Source organism: Clostridium sp. AM43-3BH (genome assembly GCF_003479985.1).
GTDB lineage: Bacteria > Bacillota > Clostridia > Lachnospirales > Lachnospiraceae > Otoolea > Otoolea fessa.
The window spans coordinates 1-23,183 of record NZ_QUIH01000011.1; the positions used below are offsets into that span (position 1 = coordinate 1).

20 protein-coding genes and 1 tRNA gene are annotated in these 23,183 nt (G+C 45.9%); 10 read left to right on the forward strand and 11 right to left on the reverse strand.

Going from position 1 to position 23,183, the window contains the following annotated elements; genetic code table 11:
* Nucleotides 1-252 (forward strand): hypothetical protein (locus DW931_RS16120; protein ID WP_118627004.1); only part of this gene is annotated, 252 nt, incomplete at its 5' end.
* On the opposite strand, the gene DW931_RS14705 is transcribed toward DW931_RS16120, so the two are convergent.
* Nucleotides 234-321, reverse strand: a tRNA-Ser gene (locus DW931_RS14705). The two genes, DW931_RS16120 and DW931_RS14705, sit on opposite strands and share 19 nt — an antisense overlap.
* 258 nt (nucleotides 322-579) lie before the next feature.
* On the opposite strand from DW931_RS14705, the gene DW931_RS14710 reads away from it, so the two are divergent.
* Together DW931_RS14710 and DW931_RS14715 are read left to right on the forward strand one after the other, a co-directional pair.
* Nucleotides 580-1,512, forward strand: coding sequence for a 2-dehydropantoate 2-reductase (locus tag DW931_RS14710; protein ID WP_118482407.1), 933 nt, complete (start codon nucleotides 580-582; stop codon nucleotides 1,510-1,512).
* Nucleotides 1,494-2,417 carry an AEC family transporter gene (locus tag DW931_RS14715; RefSeq protein WP_118482406.1) on the forward strand — a complete coding sequence of 308 codons (924 nt, stop codon included), beginning with the start codon at nucleotides 1,494-1,496 and terminating at the stop codon, nucleotides 2,415-2,417. Before DW931_RS14710 ends, DW931_RS14715 begins: the two co-directional genes overlap by 19 nt.
* A gap of 128 nt (nucleotides 2,418-2,545) precedes the next feature.
* Here DW931_RS14715 and DW931_RS14720 read toward each other — a convergent pair whose 3' ends face one another.
* The 4 genes from DW931_RS14720 to DW931_RS14735 form a co-directional block, all read right to left on the reverse strand.
* Nucleotides 2,546-3,112, reverse strand: a complete 567-nt coding sequence (locus tag DW931_RS14720; RefSeq protein ID WP_329750711.1) for a Fe-S-containing hydro-lyase — start codon at nucleotides 3,110-3,112, stop codon at nucleotides 2,546-2,548.
* Between the two features lie 150 nt (nucleotides 3,113-3,262).
* Nucleotides 3,263-4,105 (reverse strand): fumarate hydratase, encoded by an 843-nt coding sequence (locus DW931_RS14725; RefSeq protein ID WP_118482404.1) that lies wholly within the window; start codon nucleotides 4,103-4,105, stop codon nucleotides 3,263-3,265.
* 351 nt (nucleotides 4,106-4,456) lie between these two features.
* Nucleotides 4,457-6,274 carry an aminopeptidase P family N-terminal domain-containing protein gene (locus DW931_RS14730; protein WP_118493323.1) on the reverse strand — a complete coding sequence of 606 codons (1,818 nt, stop codon included), beginning with the start codon at nucleotides 6,272-6,274 and terminating at the stop codon, nucleotides 4,457-4,459.
* A gap of 127 nt (nucleotides 6,275-6,401) precedes the next feature.
* Nucleotides 6,402-7,961 (reverse strand): AbgT family transporter, encoded by a 1,560-nt coding sequence (locus DW931_RS14735; protein WP_118482403.1) that lies wholly within the window; start codon nucleotides 7,959-7,961, stop codon nucleotides 6,402-6,404.
* Between the two features lie 184 nt (nucleotides 7,962-8,145).
* Between DW931_RS14735 and DW931_RS14740 the strand changes: the two genes are divergently transcribed.
* Nucleotides 8,146-9,159 (forward strand): LacI family DNA-binding transcriptional regulator, encoded by a 1,014-nt coding sequence (locus DW931_RS14740; protein ID WP_118482402.1) that lies wholly within the window; start codon nucleotides 8,146-8,148, stop codon nucleotides 9,157-9,159.
* A 295-nt stretch (nucleotides 9,160-9,454) separates the two neighbouring features.
* Here the strand turns inward: DW931_RS14740 and gyrA are convergent, their stop codons facing one another.
* From gyrA to dnaA, 6 genes are all read right to left on the reverse strand, one after another.
* The gene (gene gyrA, locus DW931_RS14745; RefSeq protein WP_117796769.1) at nucleotides 9,455-11,980 is read right to left on the reverse strand and encodes a DNA gyrase subunit A; all 2,526 of its coding nucleotides are present in this window, start codon (nucleotides 11,978-11,980) and stop codon (nucleotides 9,455-9,457) included.
* Nucleotides 11,981-12,026: 46 nt separating this feature from the next.
* Complete coding sequence (gene gyrB, locus DW931_RS14750) at nucleotides 12,027-13,940, reverse strand: DNA topoisomerase (ATP-hydrolyzing) subunit B (protein WP_107000962.1); 1,914 nt, start codon at nucleotides 13,938-13,940, stop codon at nucleotides 12,027-12,029.
* Nucleotides 13,941-13,962: 22 nt separating this feature from the next.
* Nucleotides 13,963-15,072 (reverse strand): DNA replication/repair protein RecF, encoded by a 1,110-nt coding sequence (gene recF, locus DW931_RS14755; RefSeq protein ID WP_117796771.1) that lies wholly within the window; start codon nucleotides 15,070-15,072, stop codon nucleotides 13,963-13,965.
* Nucleotides 15,073-15,083: 11 nt separating this feature from the next.
* Nucleotides 15,084-15,290, reverse strand: a complete 207-nt coding sequence (locus DW931_RS14760; protein WP_107000960.1) for an RNA-binding S4 domain-containing protein — start codon at nucleotides 15,288-15,290, stop codon at nucleotides 15,084-15,086.
* 60 nt (nucleotides 15,291-15,350) lie between these two features.
* Nucleotides 15,351-16,469 carry a DNA polymerase III subunit beta gene (gene dnaN / locus DW931_RS14765; RefSeq protein ID WP_022358494.1) on the reverse strand — a complete coding sequence of 373 codons (1,119 nt, stop codon included), beginning with the start codon at nucleotides 16,467-16,469 and terminating at the stop codon, nucleotides 15,351-15,353.
* A 285-nt stretch (nucleotides 16,470-16,754) separates the two neighbouring features.
* A complete protein-coding gene (gene dnaA, locus DW931_RS14775; protein WP_022358493.1) occupies nucleotides 16,755-18,125 on the reverse strand; it encodes a chromosomal replication initiator protein DnaA in 1,371 nt (456 codons plus the stop codon).
* A gap of 599 nt (nucleotides 18,126-18,724) precedes the next feature.
* Between dnaA and rpmH the strand changes: the two genes are divergently transcribed.
* The 6 genes from rpmH to mnmE all read left to right on the forward strand — a co-directional run bounded on the left by rpmH (nucleotide 18,725) and on the right by mnmE (nucleotide 23,069).
* Nucleotides 18,725-18,859: a 50S ribosomal protein L34 gene (gene rpmH, locus DW931_RS14780; protein WP_087225913.1), complete on the forward strand. Its 135-nt coding sequence runs from the start codon at nucleotides 18,725-18,727 to the stop codon at nucleotides 18,857-18,859.
* 120 nt (nucleotides 18,860-18,979) lie between these two features.
* The gene (gene rnpA / locus DW931_RS14785) at nucleotides 18,980-19,339 is read left to right on the forward strand and encodes a ribonuclease P protein component (RefSeq protein WP_107000958.1); all 360 of its coding nucleotides are present in this window, start codon (nucleotides 18,980-18,982) and stop codon (nucleotides 19,337-19,339) included.
* Nucleotides 19,335-19,544, forward strand: a complete 210-nt coding sequence (gene yidD, locus DW931_RS14790) for a membrane protein insertion efficiency factor YidD (RefSeq protein WP_333489800.1) — start codon at nucleotides 19,335-19,337, stop codon at nucleotides 19,542-19,544. The genes rnpA and yidD overlap by 5 nt, the downstream gene beginning before the upstream one ends.
* A 19-nt stretch (nucleotides 19,545-19,563) precedes the next feature.
* Nucleotides 19,564-20,817 carry a YidC/Oxa1 family membrane protein insertase gene (locus DW931_RS14795; protein WP_338126582.1) on the forward strand — a complete coding sequence of 418 codons (1,254 nt, stop codon included), beginning with the start codon at nucleotides 19,564-19,566 and terminating at the stop codon, nucleotides 20,815-20,817.
* A 14-nt stretch (nucleotides 20,818-20,831) separates the two neighbouring features.
* Nucleotides 20,832-21,500, forward strand: coding sequence for an RNA-binding cell elongation regulator Jag/EloR (jag, locus tag DW931_RS14800; protein ID WP_107000956.1), 669 nt, complete (start codon nucleotides 20,832-20,834; stop codon nucleotides 21,498-21,500).
* Nucleotides 21,501-21,689: 189 nt separating this feature from the next.
* On the forward strand, nucleotides 21,690-23,069 hold the full coding sequence (mnmE, locus tag DW931_RS14805) for a tRNA uridine-5-carboxymethylaminomethyl(34) synthesis GTPase MnmE (protein WP_117796775.1): 1,380 nt from the start codon (nucleotides 21,690-21,692) through the stop codon (nucleotides 23,067-23,069).
* Nucleotides 23,070-23,183: the final 114 nt, after the last annotated feature.

The following is a 23,183-nucleotide window of genomic DNA, read 5'->3' on the forward strand; positions in this document are numbered from 1 at the left end:
ATTTTCAGGGTTTTACATACTGTTCAGTTTTCAAGGTTCTTTGTTGTCTCAGCGACAGCTCATATATTCTATCATAAGCATTCTTGCTTGTCAACAACTTTTTTATTTTATTTTTTGTTTTTCTTTTTCAAAAGCGCCGTTTCTTCAACAGCTCAGCTAGTTTATCACGAAAACTCATCAGTGTCAAGCACTTTTTTGTTTTTATTTTTTCTAGCTTTTTTTAAAAAAAGAAACGGAGAAAGAGGGATTTGAACCCTCGCGCCGGTTGCCCGACCTACACCCTTAGCAGGGGCGCCTCTTCGGCCTCTTGAGTATTTCTCCGCAGTAATAAAAAAAATATTCAATTGCATCTTAACGCATTTCTTTGTCAGACGCGTATCTCATTGTATCAAAGAAAATTTAAAATGTCAAGCAAATTTATCCAAGTTTTTTCTTTTTTTTTATTTCCTTTAAACCACCATTTTTCAATATATTCTATGATATGATACTATAAGCACTTAGCGAGATGTTTTGGCGGATTGCAGGACTGCATCGCATCGCACGCAGCAATCCAGATTAGGATTCAGAAAGGAGTTTTTTATGAATTTAAAATATATGATTCTGGGAGCCGGCGGTACCGGAGGAATTCTTGGAGCTGCTCTCACAAAAGCCGGAAAAGATGTTACATTCATTGCCCGTAGTTCCAACCTTGATGCTATGCGTAATAACGGTCTCATCATTCGTCATCTCTGGGATCAGACGGAAGAACATCTTGAGGTTCGTGCATTATCCATGGAAGAATCCTGTGCTCTTTCCCTGGCTCCGGAGGTTATCTTTATATGTGTAAAAGAATATTCCCTTGATTCCGTCCTTCCTTTTATCCGACAGACCGCTGGTCCCCGCACAATTATTATTCCCATCTTAAATATATATGGAACCGGTGCCAGGGTGCAGAAAGAATTACCGGATTGTACCGTTCTGGATGGATGCATCTATGTTTCTGCATCCTTAGAACATCCCGGTGTTCTGGTTCAGCACGGTCCTATCTTAAGAGTTGTCTTCGGTCCCAGGGATCCTTCCTATATTTCTCCGATTTTATCAGCCATTCAATCGGATCTTTGCGAAAGCGGTATCGATGGAGTTTTATCCACCCATATCCAAAGGGATGCTTTGGAGAAATTTTCCTATGTCTCCCCTATCGGAGCTGCCGGAGTCTACCTTCATGCCGTGGCCGGAGATTTTCAAAAGGAAGGACCTGCCCGTGAATTATTTAAATCCATGATTCGTGAAATCAGCGCTCTGGCTGCTGCCATGGGATATCCCTTTGAAAAAGACTATGTAAAAATAAATCTGGAGATTCTTTCCAACTTATCTGCCGATGCCACCACTTCCATGCAGCGTGACATAATGGAAGGAAAACCATCGGAACTGGACGGACTTGTCATGGAGCCCCTCCGACTTGCAAAAAAATATTCTGTCTCTATGCCCTGTTATGAGGAGGTAGCAAACGTATTATGTCCATTGGAATTTTAGTTGGTAAAATTGCGGCATTATTTATCATCATGTTTTTAGGCTTTGTTTTGGTAAAGACTGGCATTTGCCGCTCAGATGACAGCCGCATTCTTTCACGCCTGTCTGTCTATATCGTAGTCCCCTGTTCGATTTTATCTGCTTTTCAGGTCAGCTGCAGCCCTTCCATCCTAAATGGGCTTCTTTTGGCGGTGGCTGCTGCTGTATTGATCCATCTCATCCTGATTGTCCTTTTTTACTTTATAGGACCTCTTCTTCATCTTAACGGAGTCGAAAAAGCCTCTATCATCTACTCTAATGCAGGAAATCTTGTTATACCGCTTGTTTCCTCTATTCTAGGACCAGACTGGGTTATTTATTCCAGCGCCTACGTCTCTGTACAGCTTTTTCTTCTCTGGAGTCATGGCAAAATGATGATCTGTGAAGAAAAGAAGCCTGATTTTAAAAAAATCATAACAAATACAAATATGATTGCCATTTTATTCTGTATTTTTCTATTCTTGGCACAGATTTCACTTCCCGGTCCAGTGGACAGCGCTGTCCGCTCCCTGGGAAGCATGATTGGTCCTTTGGCCATGCTGATCTCAGGAATGCTGATTGCCGGAACCACGCCCCAGGAAATTCTGGCTTTTCCCCATATTGGACTTGTCACGATTCTGCGGCTCATCGGTGTACCGCTTTTGACAATTTTACTTCTTAAATTCAGCGGCCTTGCTTCTTTTACTGAGAATGGTTCACAAATTCTGCTTGTCACCCTGTTAGCCACAATCACCCCATCCGCCGCCACAATCACGCAGATGGCCCAGGTATATGGAAAAGATGCCCGCTATGCTGGTGCCATTAACGTAATTACCACTCTATTCTGTATGATAACCATGCCAATCATGGTTTATCTCTATCAATTATAACTTTATTCTTCACGACAAAAGAGAGGTTATTTGCAAAACAGCCAATAACCTCTCTTCATAAAACTCAAAAATGCATCTGCATTCTTGCTGCGGGATGGGAGTCATCCCACATCTGATATCTTATTATCCTATCTCTGATATTCCTTTACCGCGGTCTCGTAAAGATTGTTTCCTTCGGAATCAATTACCACAATCATAGGCATATTTTCTACCGTCAATTTTCGGATCGCCTCTGTTCCCAGATCATCGTATGCAATCACTTCCGATTCCTTAATGCACTTTGAAAGAATTGCTCCGGCTCCGCCCACTGCCGCAAAATAAACGGCACCATTGCGAACGATGGCATCGATGACTGCCTGGCTTCTCTTTCCTTTTCCGATCATGGCTCCCATGCCGAGATCCAGAAGTCTTGGAGTATATTTATCCATACGGCTGGCTGTGGTCGGACCTGCAGAACCAATCGGACGGCCCTCTCTGGCCGGTGACGGTCCCATATAATAAATTACATTATCTTTCAGATCAAGGGGAAGTTCTCTTCCTTCATCCAGCGTCTCTATCATGCGCTTATGAGCTGCATCACGTGCCGTATAGATGGTTCCGCTTATATATACATAATCACCTGCATGCAGGCTTTTTAATGTCTCCCTGTCAATTGGAGCTGTGATTGTTTTATCCATATTTTCCTCCAAATCTATCTTATGTGCTCTCGGTATCCTTTTGTGCAGGAAAGACTCCGAGAGTACATTCTTTATACTATCAAACGATGTTTGGGTCACAAGAGATTTTTCCCCTTTTGATACCGGATTGCTATGTGCTTCGCACTTCCGCAATCCTAAAAATATTCATCAAATCACTCTGTGCGCATGACGGTTTACATGACAGCAGATATTGATGCCTACCGGCAGCCCTGCAATATGGGTCGGATAGGTTTCAATATTGACAGCCAGTGCGGTTGTCCGTCCGCCTAAACCTCCAGGACCGATTCCAAGGTTATTGATCGTTTCAAGCATTTCTTTTTCCAGATCACGCACATACTCAACCGGTGATTCCTCTTCCAGATTTCTGGTCAGCGCGTGCTTCGCCATCTCTGCACACTTTTCAAAGGTTCCGCCGATTCCGACACCTACTACCATCGGAGGACAGGCATTCGGTCCTGCATCCCGCACCGCTGTCAGAATAGCATCCTTGACTCCTTCGATTCCATCTGCCGGTTTCAGCATGAATATACGGCTCATATTTTCACTTCCGAACCCCTTCGGAGCCACCGTGATCTCTACCTGCTCACCCTCTACGATCTCATAATGAATGATAGCCGGTGTATTATCCTTCGTATTCTCACGGTAAATCGGATCCTTAACCACGGATTTACGGAGATATCCGTCTACATATCCCTGGCGCACGCCCTCATTGATAGCATCGGTCAGAGAACCGCCGATCAGATGTACATCCTGTCCCACCTTGATAAACACGACTGCCATTCCGGTATCCTGGCAGATCGGAATCATCTCCTCACCGGCGATACATAAGTTTTCTTCCAGCTGACCTAAAATCTGACGTCCCAATGGAGATTCTTCACTCGCTGCCGCCTCATCAAACACCTTTTTCATATCCGGTGACAGAAAATGGTTGGCCTCAATGCACATTTCTTTGATATTCTGTGTAATGGTTTCAACATTGATTCTTCTCATTTGAAAACTACCCTTCTTCCATGAAATTTTTATCTGCCCCTGCTGACAGAACCGCATCTCTTAATCATTAATGACTCTTATATCATCATAATAGAAATTAAATAATCTTGCAATCATTTCTGAATAGATGTAATAAAAATACCCCCTGAATAGATTTTGATCTCATGCGCAGTGATTCTGATAGGAATATGCCAGCTTTGCTGACCAGAATCACGCGCCAAGTCTCACGGACGTTCGACTTGAATTTATCTCTATCTATTCAGGAGGTATTATATTGTTACAGTTCAGCCATGACATCTTCTTGTTTCCATATTTATTCAAACCAGCGCATGGCTGAACTGTAACATCATATTATCTTGAAATTTCTCTTGTCACGTGTTTTAACCACTCTTTTTCTTCGTCATTCATGTACGGAGAAATGGTTTCGTATACGTCTTTATGGTATGTATTTAAGCGCTCAATATCCGCGTCATCCATGAAACGTGTATCCAGTGCCTCTAAGTCAATCGGCGCCTTGGTCAGGAATTCGAACTTCAGGAACTGTCCGTACTCATTCTTCTCATCCTCGACACATAAGATCAGGTTCTCTGTTCTGGTTCCGAAATCGCCTGCAAAGTACAGACCCGGCTCATCGGAGCAGATCATGCCCGGCTCGATCACAGCGCTGTCCTGACGCTCCGGAACAACCTTCCAGCGCAGTCCGTTCGGTCTCTCATGTACGTTAGAAAGATATCCAACACCATGTCCGGTACCATGTGCAAAATCAAGACCACGTTTCCAGAATGCTTCACGGATGGTGTAGTCTAAGTTGATTCCCCGGCAGCCGTGAAGGAACTTCATGGTTGATACCTTCAGCATAGCGGCTGCTACGATTGTGTAGTACTCTTTTTCCTTCTCGGTCAGAGGTCCTAACGCATAGGTTCTTGTGATATCAGTAGTTCCCTCTAAATACTGTCCTCCGGAATCTACCAGCAGAAGACCTTCCGGTTTTAATTTCTTGCATACCTCATCGCTTGGATGATAATGGCACATTGCTGCATTTTCCTTGTAAGCTGCAATGGTTACGAAACTTGGCTCGATATAATTGCCCTGCTCTGCTCGCAGTTCTTCAATTTTATGAGCCGCTGTCATCTCTGTCATATCGCAGGTTCCGATGGTATGCTTCAGCCAGTACATAAACTTGGTAACAGCTATACCATCTTTTAAATGGGCCTTACGCATATTTTCGATCTCGGTCGCATTCTTAACAGCCTTCATGGTCGCACAAGGATTCATCTCATCTATGATACGGCAGGAAGCATCAAGGCTCTCGCATACAGCAAAGCTTGCTTTCTTGCGTTCCAGAAGAACCTTCTCATTCTTCAGGGCTGCCACATCCTGTAAGAATTCCGCATACTCTTTTACCTGAACCTTTGCCTCAGCTAAAGCCGCACAAACCTCTTTTCCCATCTTAGTATCTTCTTTGATAGCTTCTTTCTGTACGTATAAATAGGCTTCATCCTGTGTAATAAGTGCATAGGACAGAAATACCGGGTTATTTACAATATCGTTTCCACGGAGATTGAATAACCATGCGATTTCATCCAGGGCCGTCATCAGATGAATCTGTGCTTTATTTTTCTTCATGGCATCACGAAGATCAGAAAGTTTCTCTACGGTACTCTTTCCGGCATATTTTACATCCAAGCTCCAGATAGGCTCGCAGGACATAGCCGGACGGGAAGTCCAGATCTCACCTACCAGATCCTTGCTGCAGTTGATTGTTACATTTTTTTCCTGCAGTAAGTTCTGAAGACCATACCCCAGCTCAGAGTTTACAACACGGCCGTCAAATCCAAGGCATCCATCAACCGGAAGCTCCTCCTCTAAAAACTCGTCCAGAGTCGGGAATTCAGGTTCACCCATGCGGTATAATTTGATCTCACTGCCTGAAAGCTGCTCTTCTGCCTGTACAAAGTATCTTCCGTCTGTCCAGAGTCCGGCTTTGTCCATAGTGATAACAGCCGTTCCAGCGGTTCCGTTGAAACCGGTCAGGAAGTGACGGCATTTAAAGAATTCGCCTACATACTCAGATTCATGAAAATCCGCAGTCGGAACCAGGTATGCATCGATTCCCAGTTCTTTCATGCGATCTCTTAATTGTCCAATTTTTATATTTGTCTGGTTCATTATTTCCTCCTTCATACGATTTTTTTGAAAAAATATGTACTCCTGGAATGTCTATGCATTCCGCATAAAACATTCCCAGAGTACATCTTATTCTAGTTATTTAAATTATCGTAACAATTCAGCCCCATTAGCCAAGAAACATTCCAACACCCGGTCCTAACGGAAGGTTAAGTACGATCCATAATACTAACAGGATACTCCATCCAATCAGGAAGCAGATACTGTACGGAAGCATGGTGGAAACCAGAGTTCCGATACCAGCCTCTTTATCATATTTCTTCATGAATACGATAATCATTGCGAAATAGGACATCATCGGAGTGATAACGTTTGTACAGGAGTCACCGATACGGTAAGCAACCTGAGCGAACTCCGGTGTGTAACCTAACAGCATGAACATCGGTACGAATACCGGCGCGATCAGAGCCCATTTTGCAGATGCAGAACCCATGAACAGGTTGATGAATGCTGCAAAAAGAACGAATAAGATCATGGTCGGGATAGTTCCAATACCAGAGTTTCTAAAGAACTCAGCTCCCTTTAATGCAAGGATCGTTCCTAATTTGGTATAACCAAAGAAGTTAATAAACTGTGCTGCCACAAAGGTCAGAGCGATGTAGGAGCTCATGGTTCCCATGGCACGTCCCATAGCGTTGCAGACATCCTTCTCTCCGTGGTATACACCAGTCATATGACCATATACAACAGACGGTACGAAGAAAAGTACAGTGATAATCGGGATGATGCCCTCCATAAACGGAGAGTTTCCTAACAGTGTTCCATCCTCAGCTCTCATAACAGAGTTAGCCGGGAGACAGAAAGCTACCATAACCAGTAAGGTTAAACCAGCTACTTTCAGAGCTTTTCTTTCCTGGTCGTTTAATTTATATTCAGAGCTTGTTTCATTCTCTTCCCCATTGCCGTGATACTCACCAAAACGCGGTGCAACGACTTTCTCAGTGATGATAGTACCTAAAATTGTGATCAGGAAGGTAGACACCATCATGAAGTACCAGTTTCCGGTCGGCTCAACTACATAAGTCGGGTCTACCATCTTTACAGCCTCGTTGGTAATACCGCAAAGAAGCGGATCCAGAGTACCGATTAATAAGTTTGCAGAGAAACCACCGGATACACCTGCAAATGCTGCAGCCATACCAACTACCGGATGACGATTGTATGCCATGAACATCAGTGCTGCGATCGGAATCAGAACGATGTATCCAACTGCATCGGCCAGGTTGGACATAACGCCTAAGAATACGATCATCGGAGTAATTAACTTAGCCGGAGTAACCTCTACAGCAGACTTTAATGCGCCTCCGATTAAACCACTGTCCTCCAGAAGTCCGATACCAAACATAGCTACCAGGACAACTCCCAAAGGAGCGAATCCTGTAAAGTTAGTGATTGCATGTGTCAGCATATACACAAGCCCCTCACCATTCAAAAGGCTGACAGCCTGAACCGTCTGAGTCTCTACGACTCCCTTAGAACGGTTAACCAGTTCACCTGTTGCCGAAACTCCAGCCATCTCACAGACAGCAGAAAGAACGATAACAAAGAGAACTAAAATTGCAAAAATAGAAATCGGATGCGGAAGTTTATTTCCGACTTTCTCAATTCCGTTCAGCCAGCGGTTTAATAACGAAGGCTTATCTTTTGCTTGTTCGTTTGCTTTTCCCATTTTTTCCTCCATTCCTAACTTATACGTATAAGTAAATTTTGTATTGTTAGAATATCACAAAAGGATCGGCATTTCAATTGTTTTTTTAGTAATATTAAATTATTGTGTATTTTAGTGAATTTCTATAGACATTTTTAGAGAAATTTAATAAACTGTAAAAGTGTTATAAGGAGTCTACAAAATTATGAAAAAAAATGTTACTGCAAAAGACATCGCAAAACTCTGCGGAGTCTCTCAGGCGACTGTATCTTATGTGATCAATAATCGCCAGAATCAGAAGATCAGTGAGGAAACCAGACGCAAGGTTTTAGATGCCGTTGAAGCACTTCACTACTATCCCAATGCTTCCGCCAAAAGCATGCGGACCAAAAACTGTACATCCATCGGAATTGTATGTGCAAAGGATTACAGCCGCCAGGCTTTCTTAAATGCTTTTACCGGAATCAGCCAGTACCTGTCCCAGATCGACTATACCATCACGATTTTCAATGAAATGGATGATATAGATTCTTCTCCGGATTATGTCAAAAGCTATTATTCCAACGTGATCGATGGACTCATTTTTATTTCCAACGATGATCACGCTGCTTTTACAAAACCGGCCGATGAAAATCATATTCCTTATGTGGTTATCTGTATGGACGGGGTTTTCTCAAAAAAAACGCCGTTCCCCCATGCATTTGAATATGCCCTGCAGGAATGTGCCTCCTTCTGTCTGGAAAAGGGAATCCGCGAAGTGCGGTATTTTTCCATCAGCAATGACGGTCTTTTAGTCAATAATAAATATCCGCTTTTTGAATCCCTGCTTCGCCGGACGGCACCGAACTGCCATCTGGAGCACGTGATCTGTCCTATCAAGGATCGTGATCTGATTCATTTGCAGCAATTTTTAGCTAAATACATGGAAAACCGCAGTTTTGATCTTGCCATTTCTCAAAACTACGACATTGGACTGCTGCTGCAGCGTGAAATATTAAAAACAGGCTTTTCCATCCCTCAGAGAATTCGCCATATCTTCCTGAACGAGGTGAATTTCTATGAAATGGACTATCCTTCTATCAGCGGCATTGATATTCCCTACGATCAAATGGGCGAGTATGCTGCCAAACTTCTTCTTGCTATGATCGAAAACCGTGAATCTGAATTTACCTACCAGGAATTCAAGTGCCGACTCATTCAGAGAGAAACGACGCTGTGACGCTGTTAAAATACTGCGCCTTATAAAGATCAAAAAGAGAACACCCGCTAATTCCAGTTTATGAATTGCCGGATGTTCTCTTTTTTATGATTTTCTTTTCAAAGATCAAGGATATCTGATCTTTTTTACTTTTTATTCGTTACAGTTCAGCCATGACATCTTCTTGTTTCCATATTCATGAAAACAAGAAGCATGGTGGGTCCACCATATGCTGATTTGGATGAAAAAGTGCTTATGCAAGCAAGCTTGCAACACACTTTCTCATTCAAACCAGCGCATGGCTGAACTGTAACTTTTATTCTTCCGTATTCTCAGATTCGGTTTCTTCTCCGTCCTGTTCCTCCAGAAATTCGTCTTCTTCATCCTCATCCTTGTCGCTCTCCCGCACCTTGGCGATGCTTGCAACTGCTATGCCGGATTCAGCATCAATACTCATCAGCTTCACACCGGAGGTATTGCGTCCGATAATCGAGATGTCGCTGACTGCCATCTTGATGATAATGCCTTCATTGGTAATCAGCATGATCTTGCGCTCATTATCTACCAGCTTTGCACCCACCAAATCACCGGTTTTGTCGATGATCTTATAGCAGCGCACGCCCTTGCCGCCACGGTTCTGGGCTGTAAATTCATCAATCGGAGTGCGTTTTCCATAACCATTTTCCGATACTACCAGCAGGCATTCTCCCTGGCTGGCCATCTGCATACCGATGACTTCATCGCCTTCATCAAACTTCATGCCGATAACCCCCATGGAAACACGGCCTGTCACGCGGACATCGGTCTCATGGAATCGGATACACATACCTTTCTTTGTGATCAGGAAAATATCTTCGGTATTATCGGTAGCCTTAACTTCGATCAATTCATCGTCATCACGAAGTACAATCGCCTGAAGACCGTTCTTGCGGACATTGCTGTATTCCTTCATCGGAGTCTTCTTAACCATACCATTGCGGGTTGCCATGAAGAGATATTTCTCATCATCGATCTCCTTCATAGGAACGATGGATGTGATCTTCTCGCCTGGCATCAGCGGAAGCAGATTCACGATGGCAGTACCTCTGGCAGTGCGTCCTGCCTCCGGAATCTCGTATCCCTTCAGACGGTATACGCGTCCCTTGTTGGTAAAGAACATCACATAATGATGGGTTGTGGTCATCAGCAGATCTTCGATATAATCTTCCTCAATAGTCTGCATGCCCTTGATTCCCTTGCCTCCGCGGTTCTGGCTCTTGAAATTATCGCTGGACATTCTCTTAATATAGCCAAAATTGGTCATGGTCACAACGATATCGTCATCCGGGATCAAATCCTCCGCAGACATATCGTATTCATCATATCCGATGGCGGTACGGCGGTCATCTCCGTATTTATCAGCGATGAGGGAGATCTCCTCCTTGATAACACACAGAAGTTTCTTCTCATCTGCCAGAATCGCTTTCAACTCTGCAATCTTTGCCTCCAGCTCTTTGTATTCATTTTCCAGTTTCTCACGTTCCAGACCGGTCAGAGCACGCAGACGCATATCTACGATGGCCTGTGCCTGTGCATCCGAAAGATCAAAACGCTCCATTAACTGAGCTTTCGCCGCCTGAACATTGGCAGAACCGCGGATGATCTTAATAACCTCATCGATATGATCCAGTGCCTTTAAAAGACCTTCCAAAATATGGGCTCTCTCTTCTGCCTTGTTCAGATCATATTTGGTTCTTCTGGTTACCACATCCTCCTGGTGCTTTAAGTAATATTCCAGGATCTGCTGCAGATTTAAGATACGCGGCTCATTATTAACCAGCGCCAGCATAATCACACCAAAGGTGTCCTGCAGCTGTGTATGCTTCAGCAGACGGTTCATGATGACATTGGCATTCACATCACGGCGCAGTTCAATGCAGATCCGAAGTCCCTCACGGTTGGATTCATCACGCAGATCCGTGATTCCATCAAGCTTTTTATCCTTTACAAGCTCTGCGATCTTTTCGATCAAACGAGCCTTATTCACTGCATAAGGAAGCTCTGTCACGATGATACGGCTCTTGCCATTTGCCATGGCCTCGATATTGTATACAGCCCGTACACGGATCTTGCCGCGTCCGGTTCTGTACGCTTCTTCGATGCCTGCTTTTCCAAGGATGGTTGCTCCTGTCGGGAAATCAGGTCCCTTTACGATCTCCATCAGTTCTTCGATGGTAGTCGGGCGGTCTTCCTCCACCCGGTTGTCTATGATCTTGACAACGGCAGCAATCACCTCACGCAGGTTGTGAGGCGGAATATTCGTTGCCATACCAACGGCGATACCGGTGCCGCCATTTACCAGAATATTGGGAAAACGAGCCGGAAGAACCGTCGGTTCTTTCTCAGTCTCATCAAAGTTTGGCATAAAATCAACGGTATTCTTGCCGATATCTGCCAGCATCTCCATGGAAATACGGCTCAGTCTCGCCTCGGTATATCGCATCGCTGCGGCACCATCACCGTCCATGGAACCGAAGTTTCCATGTCCATCTACAAGCGGGTAACGGGTCGCCCATTTCTGAGCCATATTTACCAACGCACCATAGATTGAACTGTCACCATGCGGGTGGTATTTACCCATTGTATCACCGACGATACGGGCTGACTTACGGTGGGGCTTATCCGGCCCGTTATTCAGCTCGACCATGGAATACAGAACACGTCTCTGTACCGGCTTTAAGCCATCCCGAACATCCGGAAGTGCACGGGCAGCAATAACGCTCATCGCATAATCGATGTAAGACGTTTCCATTGTCTTTTTCAGATCAATGTCATGAATTTTGTCAAATATATTTGGTTCCATCTATACTCCTTTCGTCCTCAAAAGGATTTAAGTGACTTAAATTTAATTAAATATCCAGGTTCTTTACGTACTTCGCATTTGCCTCGATAAACTCACGGCGCGGCTCAACCTGATCCCCCATCAGGGTAGCAAATGTCAGATCAACCTCCGAAGCAGTCTCACTGTCGATCTGGACACGGAGAAGAATTCGGCGCTCCGGATCCATAGTCGTCTCCCAAAGCTGTTCCGCGTCCATCTCACCCAGACCTTTATAACGCTGGATCTTATTGTTGTTGTCACGGCCAATCTCAGTCAGAATCGAATTCAGCTCATCATCGCTGTATGCATACCAGACACGCTTATTCTTCTCGATCTTATAAAGCGGCGGCTGTGCCAGATATACATGTCCTTCCCGGATCAAATCCGGCATAAAACGATACAGGAACGTCAGAAGCAGGGTACTGATATGTGCACCATCCACATCGGCATCGGTCATGATAATGATCTTGTTGTAACGAAGTTTTGAAATATCAAAATCTTCATGAATACCGGTACCAAATGCCGTGATCATCGCACGGATCTCCGCATTGCCGTAAATTCGATCCAGTCTTGCTTTTTCTACGTTTAAGATCTTGCCTCGAAGAGGCAGAATAGCCTGATTGGATTTATTTCTAGCCTCTTTCGCAGAACCACCCGCGGAATCTCCCTCTACGATGTAGATCTCGCAGTTTTCCGGATTCTTGTCGGAACAATCGGCTAATTTTCCTGGAAGCGCCATGCCGTCAAGCGCTGATTTACGTCTCGTCATCTCGCGGGCCTTGCGGGCTGCGTCGCGGGCTCTCTTGGCAAGAATTGATTTCTCACAGATGATCTTGGCAACCGTTGGATTCTGCTCCAGGAAATATGTCAGCTGCTCGCTCACGATCGCATCGACCGCCGCGCGGGCCTCGCTGTTGCCGAGTTTCTGCTTCGTCTGTCCCTCAAACTGCGGCTCCTCGATCTTAACGCTGATGATCGCTGTAAGGCCCTCGCGGATATCCTCACCGCTGAGTGCCGGCTCATTTTCCTTCAGAAGCTTATTTTTCTTCGCATAGTCATTAAAAGTCTTCGTCAGAGCACTCTTAAAGCCGGCCAGATGGGTACCGCCCTCCGGTGTGTTAATATTATTGACGAAGGTGTAGATATTTTCCGTGTAGGAATCGTTATGCTGCATCGCCACCTCGACAAATACCTTGTCCTTGATGCCCTCGCAGTAGATAACCGGTTCATAGAGCTTCTCATTGCTCCGGTTCAAGTAGGTGACAAATTCCTTGATACCGCCCTCATAGTGAAAGGTCTTCTCATGCTTCACTTCTCTGTCATCCCGCAGGGTGATCTTTAAGTTTTTCGTCAGGAATGCCGTCTCACGCAGGCGTACTTTTAACGTATCATAGTCGTAGACCGTTTCCTCGAAAATCTCCTTATCCGGCAGGAATACGACCCGTGTGCCGTGCTTATCCGGAGCACACTCACCGACTACTTTCAGCGGATACATCGTTTTGCCGCGCTCATAGCGCTGTTTATATACCTTTCCATCGCGGCAGATCTCAACCTCCAGCCACTCGGAAAGAGCATTTACAACCGATGCGCCTACGCCGTGCAGACCGCCGGATACCTTGTATCCGCCGCCGCCGAACTTGCCGCCCGCATGCAGGATCGTAAATACGACCTCAACCGCCGGAAGTCCGGCTTTTTTCTGAGTATCAACCGGGATACCACGACCGTCATCCTGTACCGTGATGGAATTGTCCGCATTGATCTGCACCTCGATGTGACTGCAGAATCCGGCTAACGCCTCATCCACGGAGTTGTCAACTATCTCATACACCAGGTGATGGAGGCCTCTTACAGATGTGCTGCCTATATACATACCAGGACGCTTTCTGACCGCCTCCAATCCCTCCAATATCTGTATTTGATCTGCACTGTATTCTGAACCCATAGTTCCTCCTTCACTTGCTGTTTTATGTCTGACTAGTTGTCTTGTTTGGACGTTCACAGGTGACCGTCCCGCTCACGACCCGAAAGGTCTTATCTATCTGGAAGCTGTGGCTGATAAAATCATCCAAGCCCGTACAGGTAATGATCGTCTGTATGTGGCGGATGCTGGCGAGCAGATGATCCTGCCGTTTTCCATCTAACTCCGACAAAACATCGTCGAGAAGCAGGATCGGATACTCCTTTTTGATCTTTTTAACCAGCTCAATCTCCGCCAGTTTGAGCGATAATGCCGCCGTTCTCTGCTGTCCCTGTGAACCGAAGCGCCGGATGTCAATTCCGTTGACATAGAAACTTAAGTCATCCCGGTGTGGTCCGACCAGCGTTGTCTTCTGCTTCCGGTCCGCCTCGCGGCTCTTTTTGACTGCCGCTTCCAACTGATCTGCCTCCGTGTTCGGCTCATACTGGATGACGAGTTCTTCCTTTCCACCCGACAATTTCTGATGGATCGGACGGATCAATTCGTTTAATTCACCGATAAATTCCCGCCGGTACTGGCTCACCTCCCGCCCGTAGGAAGCAAGCTGCATATCCCATATATCCAGCATCTCCTCGTACTCGGGATGGAAAAACAGCTCCTTTAAGAGCTTATTTCTCTGTATCACCACCCGGTTGTACTGCACCAGCGAATGGACGTAGAGCCGGTTTAACTGGCATAATTCCAGATCAATAAAACGGCGCCGATCCGCCGGCCCGTTCTTAATGAGATTCAGATCTTCCGGCGAAAAAAACACCACGTTAACAATGCCGAAAAGCTCGCTCGCCCGCCGGATCGGGATCCCGTTGACCGCCACGCCCTTCGTCTTATTTTTCTTTAGATGCATGTCAATCCGGTACGGCACATCGTCCTTGCGAAGCTGCATCTTGATGTGGGACTCGTCCTCTCCGAATTCGATGATCTCCCTGTCCTTGCTGCCGCGGTGGGACTTGGTCGTCGCACACACGTAGACCGCTTCAAGAATATTGGTTTTACCCTGCGCGTTGTCCCCGTAGAGAACATTCGTCCCCGGATCAAAATCCATATGTAATTCCCCGTAATTGCGGTAATTTTTGAGTTCGATCGATTCGATAAACATGAAACCATCCTTTATTTGGTGATTGTTACGGTCTCTCCGTCATACTCGACTTTGTCCCCGTCGTAAAGCTTCTTGCCGCGCTGCATCTCCACCGCGCCATTGACCTTCACAAGCCCGTCCTGAATCGCAAATTTAGCATCCACGCCAGACTCTACCAGACCAGCTGCCTTAAGCGCCTGACCCAGTTTTATAAATTCATCTCTCAGTTTTATCTCCATCTTATTTCAGATCCTTTCTGTCACTGTCTGCCTGCACCTGCCATGTCTAAAAATGGCAGGTTAGATCGCTGCCGCATTGAAATTGACCGGCAGGATCAGATAGATGTAAGTCTCCTCCTCGTCCCGGATAAAGCACGGGGATTTCGGATTCATCATGTACAGAGTCACTTCCTCATCATCGATGATTCGCAGCGCATCACCCAAAAACTTCGGGTTGAAGCCGATCATCAGGTCTTTTCCAAACTTGGTAATCGCCAGACGGGCATCCATCGTACCGAAGGCGGAATGCATCTTTAACTCCATTTCTTCATCGGTAAAGTTTAAGATCAAAGGTTTCTTATCATTTTCACGGACGAGAATGCTCGCACGGTCGATCGCATCCATGAAATCACGGCGGTTCAAGGTAACTTTCGTCTCATAATCGGAGGAAAGCATCTGATTGATCCGGAAATACTCGCCCTCAATCAGGCGGGATAACACGATCGTGTCGTCAAATTCAAACATGATGTGGTTGGTGCTGAAGAAAATCTGTACCTCAGAGTCGTTGTCACCGTTTAAGATCTTGCTGATCTCACCTAAAGTCTTGCCAGGAACGATGACTTTTATATCACTGTACTGTTCTTTTAATGCAACTTTGCGGATCGACATGCGGTGTCCGTCGAGGGAAACGAGCTTAAGTTCATTGCCGGTGACCTCCATCAGCTCACCGGTCATCATCTTGTTGCTGTCGTTCGGCGAGATCGAGAAGATCGTCTGGCGGATGATCTCTTTTAAGGTAAACTGGGAAAGTGTGATGAATTTATCCCGCTCAATGTGGGGAATATAGGAAAATTCATCGCCGTCCTTGCCCTGAATCTGGAAAATAGCCTTGTCACAGGTGATCGTCGTGTTGTATTTTTCATCCGATTCGATCGTGATCGTAGAATTTTCGCCGGAGAGCTTGCGGATAATATCGGAAAAAAGCTTGGCATCAAGAGCGATTTTTCCACGTTCCAGGATCGTTCCTTCGACCTTCGTCTCAATTCCCAGCTCCATATCGTTGCCGGTCAGTTTGATCTCATCCGAAACAGCATCGATCAGGATGCATTCGAGAATCGGCATGGTGGTTTTGGAAGGAACGGCCTTCAGAACAATGTTGATGCCGTTCATTAAATGATCTTTTTCAAATGAAAGCTTCATGTTTGTTGATAACTCCTTTGCTAAAAATAACGTGGAACGGAAAGAAAAGATATATATATATTCCGTCGCAATCGTAGTAGGGGCTGTGAATATGTGGAATTCTCCGGACAGCCCCGAAAATACAGGGGTTCAGACTCCTTTTGAATGGTTAAAAAGGCTGTGTAAAACTGTCCGGAACCGGCTGGATAACTTTTGAATTATCCACAGCCCTGAAATGGAGCAAAATGTGGGAAAAGTTATCCACAGGTTTTCAACCACTTTTCCACGCGAAATTGTGGAAGAAACCTACTGTGGGCTGATCTTTTTCATTAAGATTTCCACTGTATTGCGAAGCGATTCGTTTTTCTCCATATCGGCAGCGATCTTGTCGTGACCGTGGATGATCGTCGTGTGATCCCGACCGCCTAAATATTTGCCGATATTCTGCAGGGAAGTTCCGAGCATCGAACGGCAGATATACATCACGATCTGGCGCGGGAATACGATCTCCTTGTTGCGCTTCTGGGAGGAGATGTCAAGCGGAGTGATACCGAAATGATCGGCAACGACCTGGATGATCAGCTCCGGGGTCACTTCTTTCTCCGCGTTCGGGGAAATGAGATCCTTGAGCGCTTCCTCCGCCAGCTCCGTCGTGATCTCCTTGTTATTTAACTTGGAAAGGGCGACGATCTTGGTGAGGGCGCCCTCGAGCTCACGGATGTTGGACTTGACGTTGGTGGCGATGTACTTGATCACTTCATTATCTATATTGTAGCCCTCGAGTTCCTCTTTTTTGCGGAGGATCGCCATACGGGTTTCATAATCCGGCGACTGGATATCGACGGTCAAGCCCCATTCGAAACGGGAACGAAGCCGTTCTTCCAGCGTCTCGATCTCTTTCGGCGGCTTATCTGAGGAGATAATGATCTGTTTTTTCGCTTCATAGAGTGCGTTGAAGGTATGGAAAAATTCTTCCTGTGTCGATTCCTTACCGATAATAAACTGGATATCATCGATGAGGAGGACGTCGTTGTTTCTGTATTTTTCACGGAACTCCGTGGTGGAAATATTGTTTTTGTTCCGGATCGCATCGATCAGTTCGTTCGTAAACTTCTCACTTGTAACGTAGAGAACCTTCGCTTTTGGATTGTTTTTTAAGATAAAATGTCCGATCGAGTGCATAAGATGCGTTTTTCCCAGACCTACACCCCCGTAAATGAAGAGAGGGTTGTAGATTTCACCCGGAGATTCTGCCACGGCGAGGGAAGCGGCGTGCGCTAAGTTATTGTTCGCGCCGACGACGAAGGTGTCGAATGTGTAGCGCGGATTTAAGTTCGCATCCTGGATGAGCTGGCGGCTGACCTCGGACGGGCGGTTGATCAGATGGCTTTTGTCCGTCTCTTTTTGCGGCTCATCGACCTGTTCGATGGTGACAAAATCGACCTCACACTCGATTCCGGTTAGTTCTTCGATGGTAATCTGGATCAAAAGTCCGTATTTTTTTTTGATATAGCCGAGAAACTGCACATCCGGAACCAGGATCTGAAGGGTGCCGTCTTTCATGGAATAAGGCTGCGTCGGAAGCAGCCATGTTTTGAAAGAAACGTCCGTCAGTTCGTGTTCTTCTTTAATATGGAGGAGAATTTCATCCCATTTTTCCTTAATTTTCTCTATCATACTGTGTCTCCTAAACGTAAAAAGCAGCCAAAACTGCAAAATAACCCAATCTAAGTTCTATTCTACATGATTTGTCCACATTTTTCAATAAAAACCCGCAATGTGAATAAGTGAAATTCAGTTATCCACGTGGAAAAAACGCCGAAAAATAAGGCTTTTTGGTGAATGGGTGTGAACAATCAGAAGCTTATCCAGATCGTATTCCACGGCTTTTCCACAAGTTATCCCCAAAATGTGGATAAGTGGAGGATAAGCTGTGAATAGGTGGTGGGAATGCTGATAAAATAAGGATTTTTTTATCCACAAAATGGAAATGCTCCAACGTGTATACTGTATACAATAAAGCGCTGCGACAGCAATCGACGATCGATCTGTGAGGACGCAGGATCGAAATGGTGGAAAAACCGCAGAAAATCTTTGATCTATGGGGATTAAAAAGATCAAAATAGTGGTTGACGAATGCGGAATTCTTCTATATAATGGAGAAGATGTTTAATTACAATAGTCTAACTATGTTGAGATGAATGCGGATTTCGGCGCGAACCGGAGGAAGCGTGGATTTCTCTTACTATATTATGGATGAGGAGGTGTATGCAGACATGAAGATGACATTTCAGCCGAAGAAAAGACAGAGAGCAAAAGTTCATGGATTCCGTGCGAGAATGAGCAGCGCAGGTGGAAGAAAAGTTCTGGCTGCCAGAAGAGCAAAAGGTAGAGCAAAATTATCTGCTTAATGAACGAGGCCGCAATCGAGTTATAGATTGTGGCCTTTCTTAATATTCATAGAAAAAGTTCTAAGAATATTAAGAAAAGCTCTGCGATGTACACTCGGTGCAGGGGAATTGGTGATTTTAATGAAGCGTTTTAATTCAATTAAGAAGAACAGCGAATTTCAAAAGGTTTACAAGACAGGGAAATCCTATGCCAATAAGCTTCTGGTTATGTACGTGAAGCGGGTGGATGACGGGAAGGAGCCTAGGATCGGTATCTCCGTCAGCAAAAAGGTTGGAAACAGCGTGGTCCGCCATCACGTGACAAGGTTGGTACGGGAGAGCTATCGGTTAAATAAGGACAGAGTCAGACTCGGATTAGACATCGTAGTCGTTGCCAGACCGGCAGCGAAAGAAGCAGACTTCAAAAAAATTGAGAGTGCATACCTGCACTTATGCGGACTGCATAACATTCTGGAGAATCGAAGTGAGAATATTGATTAAGAAGATCTTGATAAAGATGATTCGGGGATATCAGCTCTATATTTCCCCTATGACAGGACCTCACTGCAAGTACACGCCGACGTGCTCGGAGTACGCCATCCAGGCACTTAAAAAGTACGGCGCTGTAAAAGGTATGATTTTGGCATGTAAGCGGATTCTTCGCTGTAATCCATTTGCAGAAGGCGGTTATGATCCAGTTCCGTAAAGGATGAGGAGGTAGTTCATTGGACGTTAGCGTTTTAGTTGCGACAAAAGCAGGTTCGATCATGGGACCGATCGCCAGCGTGTTTGGTTATATCATGGACTTTTTATTCCGGATTACCAGCAGCATGGGGATCATGAATATCGGTCTGTGTATCATCCTGTTTACCATTATCACAAAGTTACTGTTATTTCCTCTGACGATCAAACAGCAGGAATCGTCAAAACTTATGTCGCTTATGAACCCTGAAATCAAGGCGGTTCAGAATAAGTATAAGGGAAAAACCGATCAGGCATCGATGGCTAAACAACAGGTCGAGATGCAGGCAGTCTATGAGAAATATGGCTCGAATCCGATGGCAGGATGTCTGCCGATGGCGATTCAGCTTCCGATTATCTTCGCTTTGTACCGGGTTATCTACAACATTCCGGCATACGTACCGTCAGTACGCGTCTTTTTTGACAACGTAGCGAACCCGCTGATGGAGCAGCCGGATTACATCAACAAGATTTCCGAGCTGGCAAGCGGCGTCGGCATGGCGGTGGACAAGGTAGACTACACCGTGGCAAACAAAGTCGTAGATATGTTATATAAGTTGACACCGGCTGGATGGGATACGCTGGAAGGTCTATTTCCGCAGATTTCTTCCACCATCGCGGAGAATGCGGACAAGATTGAGAGCATGAATTATTTCTTCGGCATCAATCTGGCAACTCCTCCGTTTACCGGTTTTAACCACATCACGATCGCATGGATCATCCCGATCCTCGCAGGTCTGACCCAGTGGCTCTCCACCAAGCTGATTTCCAATTTACAGCAGGTGGATCAGGACGCACCGGGCGCGAGCATGATGAACAGCATGATGATCACGATGCCGCTGATGTCCGTATTCTTCTGTTTCTCCCTGCCGTCCGCGATCGGTATCTACTGGGTCGTTCAGGGTGCATTCCAGCTCGTTCAGCAGCTGATCGTAAATGCACATATGAACAAGATCGATGTCGATGATCTGATCCGCCGCAACGTGGAGAAGATGAACAAGAAGAGAGCGAGAAAAGGTCTGCCGCCGGCCAATGTCAGCGAGAAGGCAAGCGTGAATTTAAAGGCGCTGCAGGCACGCGAGGATGCGGAAAGCAAGGCGAAAGAGGACAAGATCTCCCGCAATAAAAAGCAGATGGAGGCGTCTGAAGCATTTTACAATTCCGATCCGAAGCCGGGCAGTCTGGCTTCCAAGGCAAAGATGGTGCAGAAGTACAACGATAAGCACGCGAAAAAATAGAAGGAGGGCGCAGGATGGATATGATTACGGTTACCGCTAAGACAGTCGATGAGGCAGTAACAAAGGCACTGATTGAACTGGAAACCACCAGTGATAAATTAGAGTACGAAGTGGTCGAAAAAGGAAGCGCCGGATTTCTGGGGATCGGCGCGAAACCGGCGATCATCCGTGCTAAGAAAAAAGAGACGCTCGAGGATCGTGCGATCGACTTTTTAAGCCAGGTATTTGATGCGATGAACTTAGATGTGAAGATCGCAGCGGCTTTCAATGAGGAAGAGTGCGAGATGAACATCGATCTCTCCGGCGAGGATATGGGTATTTTGATCGGTAAGAGAGGTCAGACCCTGGATTCTCTCCAGTATCTGGTCAGCCTGGTTGTCAACAAGAAGAGCGAGAATTACGTCCGCGTGAAGCTCGATACCGAGAATTACCGCGAGAGACGGAAAGAGACGCTTGAGACACTGGCAAAGAACATTGCTTACAAGGTAAAGAGAACGAAACGTTCTGTATCTTTGGAGCCGATGAACCCGTATGAGAGACGGATCATTCATGCAGCGCTGCAGAATGACAAGTATGTCACCACCCGCAGCGAGGGCGAGGATCCGTTCCGGCATGTGATTATTTCGCTGAAGCGTGAGGGCAGACGCGAGAGAAGTGACGGGTATGGGAGATATGAGAAGTAAATAAGTGTGACGAAGAAGGTCTGGAGGTATCTAGACCTTCTTTTTTGTGGGGGATCGAGCGCGAGAGGTTTATCGTTAAAACATGAAAAAAGAAATAAATATTAGACTAGATTTGTAAATAAAGATGGGAAAATGCTTCCATATGGTATAGAATAAGAAGATAAAAAGCAAGGAAGGATTTATATATATATGGTATATACAGATACAATCGCCGCGATCGCGACGGCGCTTTCGAGTTCGGGGATTGGGATTATCCGGATTAGCGGTTCGGACGCTGTTGCGGTGGCGGAGCGGATGTTTGAACCGGCGGTGGCGGGGAAGAGGCTTTCAGAGCAGAAAACGTATACGATTCATTATGGATATATTCGGGATGGAGAGGAACGGATCGATGAAGTGCTGCTTCTTTTGATGCGCGGTCCGCACAGTTATACGGCGGAGGATACGGTAGAGATTGACTGTCACGGAGGCGTGCTGGTGATGAAGCGGATTCTGGAGCTGGCGGTAAAATGTGGGGCACGGCTGGCGGAACCAGGCGAATTTACGAAGCGGGCGTTTTTAAATGGCAGAATTGATCTTTCGCAGGCGGAAGCCGTGATCGATGTGATCCAGTCGAAAAATGAGTATGCGCTGCAGTCTTCGGTCAGCCAGTTGAGCGGTTCAATGTCGCGGAAAGTGCGGGAACTCCGCGAAAAACTAATCTATGAGATTGCCTTTATTGAGTCCGCACTTGATGATCCGGAGCATATTTCTCTGGACGGATACCCGGAGCGCCTTCGGGAGACGCTGCAGCCGATTGAGATGGAGCTGGAGGCGTCGATCGGGACGTTTGACAACGGGCGTATCATGACGGAGGGGATCAAAACCGTGATCTTAGGTAAGCCGAATGCAGGAAAATCGTCCCTGATGAATGTACTGCTGGGAGAGGAGCGCGCGATTGTGACAGAGATCGCCGGTACGACACGCGATACGCTGGAGGAAAATATCCGTCTGCGCGGGCTTAGTTTAAATTTGATCGATACGGCGGGCATCCGGGAAACGGAGGATATCGTTGAAAAGATTGGCGTGGAACGGGCGAGAAAAATTGCGGATGAGGCAGATTTGATCTTGTATGTGGTCGATGGATCAAGGAAGCTGGATGAAAATGACCGTCAGATCCTCGATTTGATCCGGGGACGGAAGGTGATCGTCCTCTTAAATAAGACAGATCTGGAACCGGTTCTCACAGAAGAAGCGCTTCGCGAAGCGTGCGGGCAGGAAGTGATCCCGGTATCGGCGAAGGAACAGCAGGGAATTGATCGATTGGAGGAAAAAATTCAGACGATGTTCTTGCAGGGAAACCTGAATTTCAACGATCAGGTCATGCTGACAAACGTCCGTCACAAGACGGCGATGGAGCAGGCGCTGAAAAGCCTGCGTCTGGTCGAGACAAGCATCGACAATGCGATGCCGGAGGATTTTTTCTCGATTGATCTGATGGATGCCTATGAACATCTTGGAACGATCCTTGGGGAATCACTGGAAGAGGATCTGGTGAATGAGATTTTCAGCCATTTTTGTATGGGGAAATAGATCAATTTTTTTGCAAGGTTTCTTTCCTTGTGGTATGATAGGGTGGATCTGAAAACAAGAAAGAATATAAGGCGTTTGATCGAATTGAAATGTGCAGCTACAGTAAAATCGGCT